Here is a 13466-nt window from a genome sequence, read left to right on the forward strand (position 1 = left end):
TGGGACCGGACCCGAACGGGTTCCGCACGGACAGGCGTCGGCCCGGTCGCGTACGACGCACGACCGGGCCGCTCGCTCTTACGGACGACTCACCCGGTCGTGGGGCCGGTGTACCTGCGGTGCGGCCCCGGACACGGCGGCGTACGTGCCGGCGTATCGGATACCGGCGTACGGACGACCGGCGTACCCGCGTACCGCTCAGACCGTGGCCGGTGTGCCGCCCGCGGGCAGCAGGGGGCTCTCCTCGCGCCACTTGAGTATCTTGTCGAAACTGATCACCGCGCCCCGGCCCGGCCGGTTCCGGCAGTGGACATGGTCGGCCAGCTGTTCGATCAGCGAGAGACCTCGCCCGCTCTCGGCGGTCCGGGCGGCGAGGCCCGAGCGGTGCACGGCGCGCCGGGAGGGAAATCCCGGCCCCGAGTCGGACACCTCGATTCGGCACTTCTCGCCGTCCAGGTACGCGGTCACCCGGTACGCCTCCGACGCCCGCGGCGACTCACCGGGCAGCGTGTCGCCCCCGTGCTCGACGGCGTTCGCGCACGCCTCGCTCAGGGCGAGGGAGAGATCGAAGGAGATGTCGGGGTCGACGCCCGCCGTCTCCATCGTGCCGATCAGAAGGCGGCGCGCGAGGGGGACGCTCGCGGCTTCGCGCCGCAGATGGAGGGACCACCAGATGCTCATGCTCCAGCCTCCTGGCCACAGCTCGACATACCGATACGTATTGCCCCTGTAGGGGATCCGTAAGCACATCGTCCGCGTGAAACAACTCATCCGGCGGATGTGCGTGAACCGCCCGCCGTTGTAAAGGACCGTCGCGAGGATCGAGTTTGATCTTCGGCAAGGACAGAGGGTGACCTTCCGGACCTGCCGCACCGGGCAGGCGGTCGCAGTGCGATGATGACCCGGCCATGCCGGATCGTGTCGCACGCGCCGGGGCCGGGTCGCGGCTCCTGAGGGCCACGGTGTTCACCGCGGTCTGTGTCGTGCTGTCCGCGACCGGACATGTGATCGCGGCCTGTCAGGCCGTCCCCTGGTGGACGCTCGTCCTCGGCTTCGTCGGGGTCCTCGCCGTGGCCGCGCCGCTCGCGGGCCGCGCCCGTTCGCTGCCCGCCACGGCCCTCGCGCTGACCGGCGGACAACTGGCGCTGCACACCCTGTTCGGCCTCAGCCAGCACCGGCTCACGGTGCGGGGCGGCGCCGACGACGTACTGATCCGTATGGCGGCCAAGCTGATCTGCGGCGCGGGCCCGGCCTCGCTGAGCCCCGGCGACGCGCGCCGCATCGTGACCGACGCCGGGATCGACCCCGGCACGCTCGGCGGCGGGATCGCCTCGGCCGGCGGGCTCGCGCGGGGCGCTCACCTGCACGGTTCGGCCGGTGCGACGGCCGCCGACGCGGCGGCCGGGCTGACCGGTGGGACGGCCGGGACGGCGGGCGGTACGGCCGGGTTGCTGCCCGAACTGCCGAGCCTGCCCATGTTCCTGGCGCACCTGCTGGCCGCCCTCGCGACCGGCTGGCTCATGCACCGCGGCGACCTCGCGCTCGGCAGGCTCGCCGCCCTCGCGTCCCCCGGCCTCGCCGACGGCTTCGGTGAGGCCGTCGCCGACAGCGCGCGGCTGCGGGCGCTGCGGGCCGCCCTCGGTCTCGTACGGGCCCTGAGCGCGGGTCTGCCGCCCGTACCCGTGCCGGGTCCGCGGGCCCGGCCCGGACCGCGCGAGGACAGCGGGCCGCCGAACACGGCCCGGACACTCCAGCATTCGGTGATCAGGCGCGGCCCGCCGGCCGTATTCACCCTCGCCGCCTGACGCGACGACCCGCCCCGTACCCGGTACGGAGAGCAGGGGCGTCGCGACGCCGACGCGTATCCGCGCGCGGTTCCACCGTCTCCCCTCACCGTGGAGTGTCTCCTGTCATGAACACCTCTCGTACGAACACGTCTCGTCACGCCGTCCCGTCGCCGTCCACCGGGGGCCGTAACCGCATCGCGCGCCGGGTGGCGGTCGTCGGCGGCGTCGCCGCGTCCGCCGTGGTGCTGCTCGCCGGTCCCGCTCTCGCGCACGTCGGCGTGCAGCCGGTCGGCGAGGCCGCCAAGGGCGGGTACGCGACGGTCAACTTCAAGGTGCCGAACGAGCGTGACGACGCGTCGACCGTCAAGCTCGAAGTGAACTTCCCGACCGAGCACCCGCTGGCCTCGGTGGCCCCGCAGGCGGTGCCCGGATGGAAGATCGTCGTCACCAAGAGCAAGCTCGCCAAGCCGATCGAGCTGCACGGCAAGCAGATCACCGAGGCCGTCTCGAAGGTCACCTGGACCGCCACCGGAGACGCGAAGATCGCGCCCGGCTACTTCCAGCAGTTCCCGCTCTCCGTCGGCCAGCTTCCCGAGGACGCCGACCAGTTGGTGTTCAAGACCCTCCAGACGTACGACAACAAGGAGGTCGTGCGCTGGATCGACGCGCCGACCGAGGGCGGCGCGGAGCCCGAGAGCCCGGCGCCGGTGCTGGCGCTGACGGCCGCCGCCGGGGGCGGCCACGGCGCGGCGGCCGACGACGACGCCGCGGAGGACGACGCCAAGTCCGGTGCCAAGTCCGATGCCGAGGACGGTGCCAAGGACGGGGAGCACGCCTCGGCCGCCTCCGCCGACAGCAGCGACGGCACGGCCCGCACCCTGGGCATCGTGGGCATCGTCGTCGGCGCGGCCGGTGTGGCCTTCGGCGTCCTGGCCGGACGCCGCCGTACCCCGGCCGACAGCACCCCCGCCAGCTGATCGCCGGGCGCGGGCCCGCCACCGGGCCCGCGCCCGTACCCGCACTCCACCAATGGGAACTCTCTCCATGCGCAAGAAGACCGTGCTCACCGCCGCCGCACTGACGGCGGTCGCGGCACTGACCCTGTCCGCCTGCGGAAGCGGCGCCGACGACGGAGACGACGCGTCCAAGCCCGTCGCCGACGTCTCCGTACAGCCGAAGACCCAAGCCGCGACGGTGCTGGACAAGCCCTTCGAGAAGCCAGACCTCGTCCTGAAGGACACCGAGGGCAGGACGTACGACTTCCGGGAGGAGACCAAGGGCAGGCCGACGCTGATCTACTTCGGCTACACGCACTGCCCCGACGTCTGCCCGCTGACGATGAGCAACATCGCCATCGCCCGGAAGGCACTGCCCAAGGCCGACCAGGAAAAGCTCCAGGTCGTCTTCGTCACCACCGACCCCGAGCGGGACACCTCCGCCGAGCTGGCCGCGTGGCTGCCCAGCGCGGGCGACCCGTCGTTCGTCGGCCTCACCGGCGACTTCCCGACCATCCAGGCCGGTGCCCGGCAACTCGGCATCGGCATCGAACCCGCCACGAAGGAGAAGGACGGCAGCGTCGTCTCCATGCACGGGGCCCAGGTCATCGCGTTCTCACCGAAGACGGACGGCGGTTACGTCCTGTACGGCGAGGACGCGTCGGTCGAGGACTACACCAAGGACCTGCCGAAACTCATCAAGGGCGAGAAGCCGTGAAGGGGCGGAGCCTTCCGCGCCGGGGGCTCCCGGCGGCCGGCGCGGCGCTGACGGCGCTCGTGTCGCTGGCCGGGCTCACGGGGCTCGCGGGCTGCTCGTCGGCGGACGCCTCCGAGGACCGGCCCCGGCTGAAGGTCACCGGTGCCTTCATGCCGCAGCCGGTCGGCGACATGGCGTCCGGCTTCCTGACCGTCACCAACAGCGGCGGCGCGCCGGACAGGCTCACCTCCGTCACGAGTGACGTCGCCGACGACGTCACCATCCACGAGACCGTGGACCGGCGGATGCGGCAGGTGGCGTCGTTCGACGTCCCGGCCGACGGCGAGCTGCGTCTGGAGCGCGGCGGCAGCCATCTGATGTTCATGGGCCTGAAGAAGTCGCCCAAGGTGGGCGGACAGGTCTCCGTGGAACTGCGTTTCGAGAAGACCGGCCCGATCGAGGTCGACCTTCCCGTGAAGGAGCCCACCTACCACCCGACACGGCACTGAGGGACTGACTCACCATGACGGCCACCGCCCCCCGCATCCGGCACCCACGGCACATACAGCTCGTGCGCCTCGTACGGCCCGTTCCGTTCGTACGGCTCGTTCAGCTCGTACGGCCGGCACGTCTGCTGCTCGTCGCGGCCGTGCTCGCCTGCGGCCTCCTCGGCGCGTTCTCCGGTACGGCGTCGGCGCACGCCGCGCTGACCGACAGCGACCCGAGGGACGGGGCGGTGGTCGACGTCGCTCCACGGGACGTCACCCTCACCTTCTCCGAACAGATCGCCATGGGCGACGACTCCATCCGGGTCCTCGACCCCACCAGCAAGCGTGTGGACGTCGCGAAGATGCGCGACCTGAGCCAGGGCGGCACGGTCCGCTACGCCGTCGACCTGAAGCCCGGACTGGTGGACGGCACGTACACCGTCGCCTGGCAGGCGGTCTCCGCCGACAGCCACCCGGTCTCGGGCGCGTTCACCTTCTCCGTCGGGGCGCCGTCGCAGACCAAGGCCACCGTGCCCGAGCAGGAGGCCGGGGGCGGACTCGTCGGCGTGCTGTACGACGCGGTGCGCTACCTCTCGTACGCCGGGTTCGTGCTGCTCGTCGGCGGGGCGGCGTTCGTCCTCGCCTGCTGGCAGCGCGGCTCGACCGTACGGCCGCTGCAACGGCTCGTCGTCGGCGGCTGGGTCACCCTGACGGCGGCGACACTCGTCCTCCTCCTACTGAGGACGCCGTACACCGGGTCCGGCAAGCTCGCCGACGCGTTCGACCTCGCCGGGCTGGCGGCCGTGCTGGACACCAAGACGGGCGCGGCGCTCATGTCCCGGCTGCTGCTGCTCGGCGCGGCGGCGCTCTTCATCGCGGTGCTGTTCGGCGCGTACGCGAAGCGCGTCGCTGAGACAGGGCCGGAGACCGGGCCGGAGACCGGGCCGGAAGCGGAATACCAAACGGAATCCGGAACAACGGAATCCGGGACGGATGCCGGGTCGGATGCCGGGACTGACGCGGGGGCCGATGCCGGGAGGGGCACCGGGGCGGAAGCCCGGGTGCGGGCTCCGGCGGACGCTCCCGGGCTCCCCGCGAGCGGCGGCGCCGACGCCAGGCGCGCGCGGGCGGACCTGACGTTCGGGCTGAGCCTGGGCGGCACCGTCGTCGCCGCCGGTATCGCCGGCACGTGGGCGCTGTCCGAGCACGCCTCGACCGGTGTCCAGACCGGACTCGCCATGCCTGTCGACGTCCTGCACCTGCTGGCCGTGGCCGCCTGGCTCGGCGGCCTCGTGTCGCTGCTGGTCGCCCTCCGCCGGGTGCCGGACATCGAAGCCGCCGCCGTACGGCGCTTCTCGCGGATCGCCTTCGTCAGCGTCGTGGTCCTGGCCGTGACGGGCGTCTACCAGTCGTGGCGGCAGCTCGGCTCCTGGTCGGCGCTGACCGACACGTCGTACGGGCAGCTGCTGCTGGTCAAGGTCGCGCTGATCGGCGTGCTGCTGGGCGCCGCCTCGTTCTCACGGCGCTGGACGGGGCTGCTGGCCGAGCCGGCGAAAGCCGGGACGCGGGCCGCCGGCGAAACGGACGCCGGAGACGAGAACGAAGCAGAAACGGAATCCGAAACGGAGCCCGAGGTCGCCAGGGACGGGGCCGACGACGGCGCGCCCGGCGCGGAGCGTGCCGTCCAACTCGCCCGGCAGCGGACCGCGTTGGCCACGGCCCGCAAGAAGCGCGCCAGAGAGGCCGACACCGAGCGGTCCGGGCTGCGCCGTTCCGTACTGGCCGAGGCGTGCGTCGCCGTCGTGGTGCTCGCCGTCACGACCGCGCTGACGGGCACCGAGCCGGGCCGCGCCCAGGAGCAGGAGATCGGCCGCGCGGGCGCCGAGGCCGCCGCGCCCGCCCCCGCCCAACCCGTGAACTTCACCGAGCCGTTCGACACCGGCGGCGTCAACGGCAAGGGCACCCTGCGGCTGACCCTCGACCCGGCCCGCCCCGGTACCAACCTCATGCACGTCTGGATCGACAGCCCGGACGGCAAGCCGATGGACGTGCCCGAGGTGAAGGTCGCGTACACCCTCAGGGCGGAGAAGATCGGGCCGCTGCCTGTCCAGCCGGAGCGCGTCGCACCGGGACACTGGACCGCGGAGCGGGTTCAGATCCCGATGCCCGGTGACTGGTACCTCCAGGTGACCGTACGCACCTCCGACATCGACCAGACGACCGTCGAGAAGAACATGAAGATCGGCTGACCCGTGAGCGACACCCGCGCCTCCCGCGACCGCGAGACGTCCAGTGACCGTGAGCGGTCCGGCGACCGTGAGCCTTCGAGCGACCGCGGGGCTTCGAGCGACCGCGAGACTGTGAGCGACCGCGAGACTTCCCGTGGCCGTGAGGCGAACGGCACGCGCGCGACGGTCTCCCCGGCGGACCCCGCCGACGCGGCTCCCGCGCTCTCCCGGCGGCGGCTGATCGGAACGGCCGGCGCGGCAGGCGCGGCAGGTCTTGTCGCCGGAGCCGTCGGCGGGGGCGCCGCGTACGCCGCCACCCGCCCCGCCGCGCCGACCGCGCTCACCGCCGTCGGCGCGGCCACCGTCGCCTTCCTCGGCGCCCATCAGGCCGGCATCACCTCCCCGATGCAGGCCCGGGGCCATCTGGTGGCCCTCGACCTCGTGCCGGGCGCGGGACGCCGGGAGGCCGCCGCCCTGCTGCGCCGCTGGTCGGAGACCGCGCGGCGGCTCATGGCGGGCGAACCGGCCGGGGAGCGCGACACGGGCGTCGCGCTGGACGCGGGGCCCTCGGCGCTGACCGTCACCTTCGGTTTCGGCCGTACCTTCTTCGACCGTACGAAGCTGGCCGACCGCCGCCCGTCGGCGCTCGACCCGTTGCCGGCCTTCTCGTCGGACCGGCTCGACGCACGCCGCGGCGAAGGCGATCTGTGGGTGCAGATCGGTGCCGACGACGCCCTCGTCGCCTTCCACGCGCTGCGCGCCCTTCTTAAAGAGGCGGGCGACGCGGCGCACGTGCGGTGGCAGATGAACGGCTTCAACCGTTCGCCCGGCGCCACCGCCCGTCCCATGACGGCCCGCAATCTGATGGGCCAGGTCGACGGCACCAACAACCCCGGGCCGGAGGAGCCCGACTTCGAGCGGCGGATCTTCGTCCCGGCATCGCCGCCGGCCGGAACACCCGACTGGATGGCGGGCGGTTCGTACGCCGTCGTCCGCCGGATCCGGATGCTGCTCGACGACTGGGAGGCCCTGTCGGCCGACCGCCAGGAGGCGGTCATCGGCCGTCGCAAGTCCGACGGCGCCCCGCTCACCGGCGGCACCGAGACCACCGCCCCGGATCTCGACAGGGCCGGTCCGGACGGCAGGCTCGTCATCGCGGACAACGCGCACGCCCGGATCTCGGCGCCGGAGCAGAACGGCGGGGCGGCGATGCTGCGCCGCCCGTTCTCCTTCCACGACGGGATCGCCCCGGACGGCACCCCCGACGCGGGCCTGCTGTTCATCTGCTGGCAGGCCGATCCGCTGAAGGGCTTCGTACCCGTGCAGCGCAAGCTCGACCGGGGCGACGCGCTGTCGCCGTTCGTCCGGCACGAGGCGAGCGGGCTGTACGCGGTGCCGGGCGGGCCGCGCGAGGGCGAGTACGTGGGCCAGCGGCTGCTGGAGTCCTGAGGGCCGGTACGCGCGCGTACGGCCGGGCCCGCGCGTACGAACCGAGGCGCCTTCGTACGGAAGGCCGCTCGCGCCCGTGCGGGAGGCCGAGCCGACGCGTACGAGAGCGGTCGGCCCGGACACGTCACGCCCGCACCGCCCGCGTCCCTGCCGTCCGCCCGTACGACACACGCCGCACCGCCCGCGTCCCCGCCGTCCGCCGATCGGACTAAAGTGACCACATGTCGGCCACGCGCTATACGTACCTCGGCCCCGAGGGCACCTTCACCGAAGCCGCCCTCCGCACCCTTCCGGAAGCCGCCACCCGGGAACTGATCCCGATGGTCTCGGTCCCCGCGGCTCTCGACGCCGTACGGCACGGGGACGCCGCCGCGGCCCTCGTACCGATCGAGAACTCGGTTGAGGGCGGTGTCACCGCGACCGTCGACGAACTCGCCTCGGGCGAGCCGCTGATGATCTACCGCGAGGTGGTGCTGCCGATCGCCTTCGCGCTTCTCGTGAGGCCCGGCACGTCGCTGTCGGACATCAAGACGGTCACCGGGCACCCGGTGGCGCAGCCGCAGGTGCGCAACTGGCTGCGGGCGAACCTCCCGAACGCGCTGTGGGAGTCGGCCGCCTCGAACGCGGACGGCGCGCGTCTGGTCCAGGAAGGCCGGTTCGACGGCGCGTTCGCGGGTGAGTTCGCGGCGGCGACGTACGGGCTCGAAGCCCTGGTGACCGACATCCACGACGCCGAGAACGCGGAGACGCGCTTCGTCCTGGTTGGCAGGCCCGCGCGGCCGTCGGCGCCCACCGGCGCGGACAAGACATCGGTGGTGGTCTGGCTCGGGGAGGACCAGCCGGGCGCGCTGCTCGAACTGCTGACGGAGTTCGCCGTGCGCGGGGTCAACCTGATGCTCATCCAGTCGCGGCCGACCGGCGCGGGCATCGGTAACTACTGCTTCGCCGTGGACGCCGAGGGGCACATCGCGGACCGGCGCGTGGGTGAGGCGCTGATGGGGCTGAAGCGGATCAGTCCGAAGGTGCGGTTCCTGGGGTCGTACCCGAGGGCGGGTGTGGCGTCGGGGGACGTACGGGGGCCGCGCCCGGGGACGTCGGACGCGGCGTTCATGGACGCCGCCGACTGGCTGGCCCGCAGCCAGGACGGCCGGATCTGAGCCGACGGGAGAGCCGGACGGCGGGACGGCGGGGCCCTTGCGCCGCTCACCCGCCGTTCGCCCCACCGCTCACCCCACCGTTCGCCCACCGCTCGTTCCGCCGCTCACCCGCCGTTCGCCCCACCGCTCACCGCCGGCCCGCGTCGTCCCTCCGTCCACTGTCCCCAGAGTTATCCACAGGCTCATCGCCTCCCCTGGGGACAAGTCGACAGTCGCGGCCGACATGGTCGACAAATCGCCTCAGTCGCCACACTTCCGTCCACAGGGCGCGATGTGACCCGCGTCATCCCCCTGTCATCTCCATTCCATCGACCAACTCGTTGGAGGGATGAAGTCCCACCCGAATGAGTGTGTGAAACGGGTTTAAGTAGGGAATCCTCCCGCCCCCATCTGGGGCTTCACCGCGAGGTCGTCCACGATCCACAGATTCCCCACACAGCCTGTGGATAACTTTTCGGAGCGGCCCGCCTCTGTGGACAACGCCGCCTCAAATGCCGCGCGCCACAAGGGATATGAGTCAACCCAGCATCACAGTCACCTCATTCCGGGGAATTGACCGCCCGCCATTGACGCGAGACCGCCTCGCTTTTCACGCTTTTCCCACTCTCCCCAATTGCCGCAATTCAGGCAAAGCGGTACGCGAAGAAATTGGGGGTGGGGCGGTGGAACCCCGCACCGGTAGCCTGGTGCGGTGATTGACCTTCGCCTGCTCCGAGACGACCCCGACCGTGTCCGCGCCTCGCAGCGCGCCCGTGGAGAGGACGTCGCCGTCGTCGACGCCCTGCTCTCCGCCGACGAGCGGCGCAGGGCGTCCGGCGTCCGCTTCGACGAGCTCCGTTCCGAACAGAAGACGCTCGGCAAGCTCGTGCCCCGGGCCACCGGCGACGAGAAGACCGAACTGCTCGCCCGTACGCGGGAGCTGGCGGCGGCGGTGAAGGCCGCCGACGCGGCCCAGCACGAGGCCGACGAGGAGGCCAAGCGGCTGCTCCTGCGGCTGGGGAACATCGTTCACCCGGACGTGCCCGTGGGCGGCGAGGAGGACTTCGTCGTCCTGGAGACCATCGGCACCCCGCGCGACTTCGCCGCCGAGGGCTTCGAGCCCAAGGACCACCTCGAACTCGGCGAGGCGCTCGGCGCCATCGACATGGAACGCGGCGCGAAGGTCTCCGGCTCCCGCTTCTACTACCTGACGGGCGTCGGCGCCCTGCTCGAACTCGCCCTGGTGAACGCGGCGATCGCGCAGGCCACCGAGGCCGGCTTCGTCCCGATGCTGACCCCCGCGCTCGTGCGCCCGCGCGCGATGGAGGGCACCGGCTTCCTCGGCCAGGCCGCCGAGAACGTGTACCACCTGGAGAAGGACGACTACTACCTGGTCGGTACGTCGGAGGTGCCGCTCGCCGCGTACCACATGGACGAGATCATCGACGCCGACAAGCTGCCGCTGCGGTACGCGGGCTTCTCGCCCTGCTTCCGGCGGGAGGCGGGCACGTACGGCAAGGACACCCGTGGGATCTTCCGGGTCCACCAGTTCGACAAGGTCGAGATGTTCTCGTACGTCGCGCCGGACGACGCCGAGGCCGAGCACCAGCGGCTCCTGGAGTGGGAGAAGCAGTGGCTGAGCGGTCTGGGGCTGCCCTTCCAGGTGATCGACGTGGCCACGGGTGACCTGGGCGCCTCGGCGTCGCGCAAGTTCGACTGCGAGGCGTGGATCCCGACGCAAGGCAAGTACCGCGAGCTGACGTCCGCCTCCAACTGCGACGGTTTCCAGGCCCGCAGGCTCTCCGTACGGATGCGCGCGACCACCGACGGCAAGCCGCAGGTCAAGCCTCTCGCGACGCTGAACGGCACGCTCTGCGCCGTACCGCGCACGATCGTGGCGCTGCTGGAGAACCACCAGCGGGCCGACGGCTCGGTGTGGGTGCCCGAGGTGCTCCGGCCGTATCTGGGCGGGCGCGAGACGCTGGAACCGATCGCCGCCAAGACCGCCAAGTGAGTTCCGGGGACCGCCCGGCGGGCTCCGGCACCGCCTTCCCGTACCGGCTGGTCGCGACCGACCTCGACGGCACGCTGCTGCGCGAGGACCACACGGTCTCCGCGCGGACACGGGACGCGCTCGCCGCCGCCACGGCGGCGGGCGCGGCGCACATCGTCGTCACCGGGCGGGCCGTGCCGTGGACGCGGAGCATCCTCGACGATCTCGGGTACGAGGGACTGGCCGTCTGCGGCCAGGGTGCGCAGGTTTATCACGCCGGTGAGCACAGACTGCTGACGTCGGTGACGCTGGACCGGCAGGTGGCCGCCCTCGCGCTGGCGAAGATAGAGGCGCAGACGGGCCCCCTCGCGCTGGGCGTGAGCCGGGACGGTCTCGACGGTGACGTGCTCCTCGGGCCCGGCTACCGGCCGGGAGGCGGCCGGCTGCCCGCCGTCTTCCCGGACGACGCCGCCGACCTGTGGACCGAACCGATCAACAAGGTCTACCTCCAGCATCCGGAGCTGAGCGACGACGCGCTGGCGCGGGTCGCGGAGGAGACGGCCGGCGGGCTGGTCGCCGTGGTGATGGCGGGCCCCGGGATCGTGGAACTCCTGCCGCTGGGGCTGAGCAAGGCGACGGGGCTCTCGCTGGCCGCGCGCCGGCTCGGGGTGGCGGGGGCGGACACGATCGCGTTCGGCGACATGCCGAACGACATACCGATGTTCGGCTGGGCGGGGCACGGTGTCGCGATGGCCAACGCGCACGGGACGCTGAAGGCCGTGGCGGACGAGGTGACCGCGTCGAACGACGACGACGGCATCGCGGTGGTGCTGGAGCGGCTGCTTCGGCAGTCCTGAGGCGAACGTGGTGGGAGGGGGCGGTCCGCGCGCTGACGCGCGCGCTCGAAGCGACCGCCCCCTTGGGCGGGTCACCGTCGGCTGCGCGGAGCGGAAGTGGTTACTCCGGTGCCGTGTCGGGACTGCCCTGTCGGGAGCTCGACGGACTCGAACTACCGGTCATCGCCGCGCTCCTCTCCCGGTCCAGTGGTGCCTTGACAACACCACTGTGCACCTCCGGGGGCCCGGCGCGCCACTCAATTACGCGACATGTCGGTACGGGACACGTCGAGACCACAGCCCCCTTCGGGGGGACGACGTGAACGGCCCCGTCGACGGGTCGCGTTCGTGCCCCGGCGTGGTGCGTCGTGTCGTGCACGGGTCCGGCGCGCCCTATTTGGGAGGGACGACCCTGATGTTGAAGGTGTACGTCCCCAGGGCGTCCGCGATACCGAGGAACAGCAGCGCGAAGTGCTCCTGCCCGCGCGAGGTCTCGATGCCGCCCAGGTCCAGCCGGGAGTCGGCGGGCCACCCCAGGTCCTCCAGCAGCGCGACCACCCGGGCCTTCGCCTCCGCGTCGTCGCCGGACAGGAAGACCGTGCTTCCGCCGCTGAGCGCGCCGGGGTCGGTCATCGTGGCGGAGTCCATCGTGCAGAGCGTCTTGACGACCCTGGTCGCGGGCAGTGCCCGCTGAAGCTGTTCGCCGATGCTGGAGTTGGGGTGCGCCAGCCCCCGCTCGCCGGTGAGACCCACCGCGATGTCGAGCAGCACCTTGCCCTTGAGCTTCTCCCGCAGGCCGCCGAGGAGTTCGAGGGAGACGGTGCCGGGCGTGGCGTTGACGACGATCTCGCCGTGCTCGACGGCCGCGGTCAGACCGACGACGGGCAGGGGCGGTTCCCTGTCGGCCGCCGCCTCCGGGTGGCGTGAGCCGAGCACGACGTCGTGGCCCGCGGTGGCCGCCGCGACGGCCACCGCGCGGGCGACAAATCCTGTTCCGAGAAATCCGATGCGCATGATCCCGACGCTAGGCGCGGGCGTCGGGGGGCGTATCGGACGTGGGGACCAGAAGCGGCCCCTCACCAACTGCCTGCGTCCTACCCGTATCGGGACGCGCGACGTAGGTCCCCGGGCCGGTTCACTCCTCGCCGGCGAGCGTCAGCGTGCGCAGCTTCTGCCCCGCGTACCAGGTCGCCACGGCCGTCACACCGACCAGCAGCCCGACGGCCAGGGGCAGTCCGACCTCCGACGAGATCATGCCCGCGTCGCTGGTCTTCTCGGCGACCGCCAGGGACCACTGCTGGACGCTGAGCGTCTTCGCGCCGCTGACCAGGCTGCCGAACAGCGTCTCCCACACCAGCGCGTAGACGAGGCCGATGACGACCGCGTGCCGGCTCACGGTGCCGAGCAGCAGGAACAGCGCGCTGTAGGCGATGGAGGCGACCAGCGCGGCGATGGTGTACGAGACCGCGATCTGCTGGCCGTTGCCGTTGAGGATGTAGCCGGCGATGAAGGTCGGGACCGCGGAGAACACCATGGTCACGGCGATCGCGACGATCAGTTTGGTGAAGATGATCGACGGCCGGGTGACCGGTTTCGCCAGCAGGTAGACGATCGATCCGTCGTCGATCTCGGGGCCGATGGCACCCGTTCCGGCGATCACACCGATCAGCGGGATCATGGTCGCGAGGGCGAAGCCGCCGAGGATGTCCGACGCGATCTGGTCGTCCACGCCGTTGAAGGCCCGTACGGCCACGGCGATGACGATCAGCAGGGCAGGCAGGATCAGCAGGACTGCGGCCCGGCGCCGGCCGAGCAGGGCCCGGTAGGTGAGCCGGGCGACGGTGGGGTGGTACATGG

12 protein-coding genes are annotated in these 13466 nt (G+C 72.1%); 9 read left to right on the forward strand and 3 right to left on the reverse strand.

The genetic code is table 11. The features are described from left to right. Nucleotides 1-198: 198 nt before the first annotated feature. Nucleotides 199-681: an ATP-binding protein gene (locus tag OG875_RS15175; protein ID WP_330174764.1), complete on the reverse strand. Its 483-nt coding sequence runs from the start codon at nt 679-681 to the stop codon at nt 199-201. Nucleotides 682-908: 227 nt separating this feature from the next. Here OG875_RS15175 and OG875_RS15180 point away from each other — a divergent pair, with 227 nt between their 5' ends. The 9 genes from OG875_RS15180 (at nt 909) to OG875_RS15220 (ending at nt 11630) form a co-directional block, all read left to right on the forward strand. Then, nucleotides 909-1805: a hypothetical protein gene (locus OG875_RS15180; RefSeq protein WP_330174765.1), complete on the forward strand. Its 897-nt coding sequence runs from the start codon at nt 909-911 to the stop codon at nt 1803-1805. 107 nt (nt 1806-1912) lie between these two features. Next, the gene (locus OG875_RS15185; protein ID WP_330174766.1) at nt 1913-2764 is read left to right on the forward strand and encodes a YcnI family copper-binding membrane protein; all 852 of its coding nucleotides are present in this window, start codon (nt 1913-1915) and stop codon (nt 2762-2764) included. A gap of 67 nt (nt 2765-2831) precedes the next feature. Beyond that, nucleotides 2832-3500: an SCO family protein gene (locus OG875_RS15190; RefSeq protein WP_330174767.1), complete on the forward strand. Its 669-nt coding sequence runs from the start codon at nt 2832-2834 to the stop codon at nt 3498-3500. Beyond that, nucleotides 3497-3988 (forward strand): copper chaperone PCu(A)C, encoded by a 492-nt coding sequence (locus OG875_RS15195; protein WP_443079116.1) that lies wholly within the window; start codon nt 3497-3499, stop codon nt 3986-3988. The genes OG875_RS15190 and OG875_RS15195 overlap by 4 nt, the downstream gene beginning before the upstream one ends. Nucleotides 3989-4002: 14 nt before the next feature. After that, nucleotides 4003-6216 (forward strand): copper resistance CopC/CopD family protein, encoded by a 2214-nt coding sequence (locus OG875_RS15200; protein ID WP_330174768.1) that lies wholly within the window; start codon nt 4003-4005, stop codon nt 6214-6216. Between the two features lie 111 nt (nt 6217-6327). Then, nucleotides 6328-7644, forward strand: a complete 1317-nt coding sequence (gene efeB, locus OG875_RS15205) for an iron uptake transporter deferrochelatase/peroxidase subunit (protein ID WP_443079262.1) — start codon at nt 6328-6330, stop codon at nt 7642-7644. A gap of 221 nt (nt 7645-7865) precedes the next feature. Then, a complete protein-coding gene (gene pheA / locus OG875_RS15210; RefSeq protein ID WP_330174770.1) occupies nt 7866-8801 on the forward strand; it encodes a prephenate dehydratase in 936 nt (311 codons plus the stop codon). Nucleotides 8802-9492: 691 nt separating this feature from the next. Further along, the gene (gene serS / locus OG875_RS15215) at nt 9493-10794 is read left to right on the forward strand and encodes a serine--tRNA ligase (RefSeq protein ID WP_330174771.1); all 1302 of its coding nucleotides are present in this window, start codon (nt 9493-9495) and stop codon (nt 10792-10794) included. After that, nucleotides 10791-11630: an HAD family hydrolase gene (locus OG875_RS15220; protein ID WP_330174772.1), complete on the forward strand. Its 840-nt coding sequence runs from the start codon at nt 10791-10793 to the stop codon at nt 11628-11630. Before serS ends, OG875_RS15220 begins: the two co-directional genes overlap by 4 nt. 372 nt (nt 11631-12002) lie before the next feature. Here the strand turns inward: OG875_RS15220 and OG875_RS15225 are convergent, their stop codons facing one another. After that, nucleotides 12003-12623 (reverse strand): NADPH-dependent F420 reductase, encoded by a 621-nt coding sequence (locus OG875_RS15225; protein WP_330174773.1) that lies wholly within the window; start codon nt 12621-12623, stop codon nt 12003-12005. Nucleotides 12624-12744: 121 nt separating this feature from the next. Continuing rightward, nucleotides 12745-13464, reverse strand: a complete 720-nt coding sequence (locus OG875_RS15230) for an ABC transporter permease (RefSeq protein ID WP_330174774.1) — start codon at nt 13462-13464, stop codon at nt 12745-12747. Nucleotides 13465-13466: the final 2 nt, after the last annotated feature.

This window comes from Streptomyces sp. NBC_01498 (assembly GCF_036327775.1).
Taxonomy (GTDB): domain Bacteria; phylum Actinomycetota; class Actinomycetes; order Streptomycetales; family Streptomycetaceae; genus Streptomyces.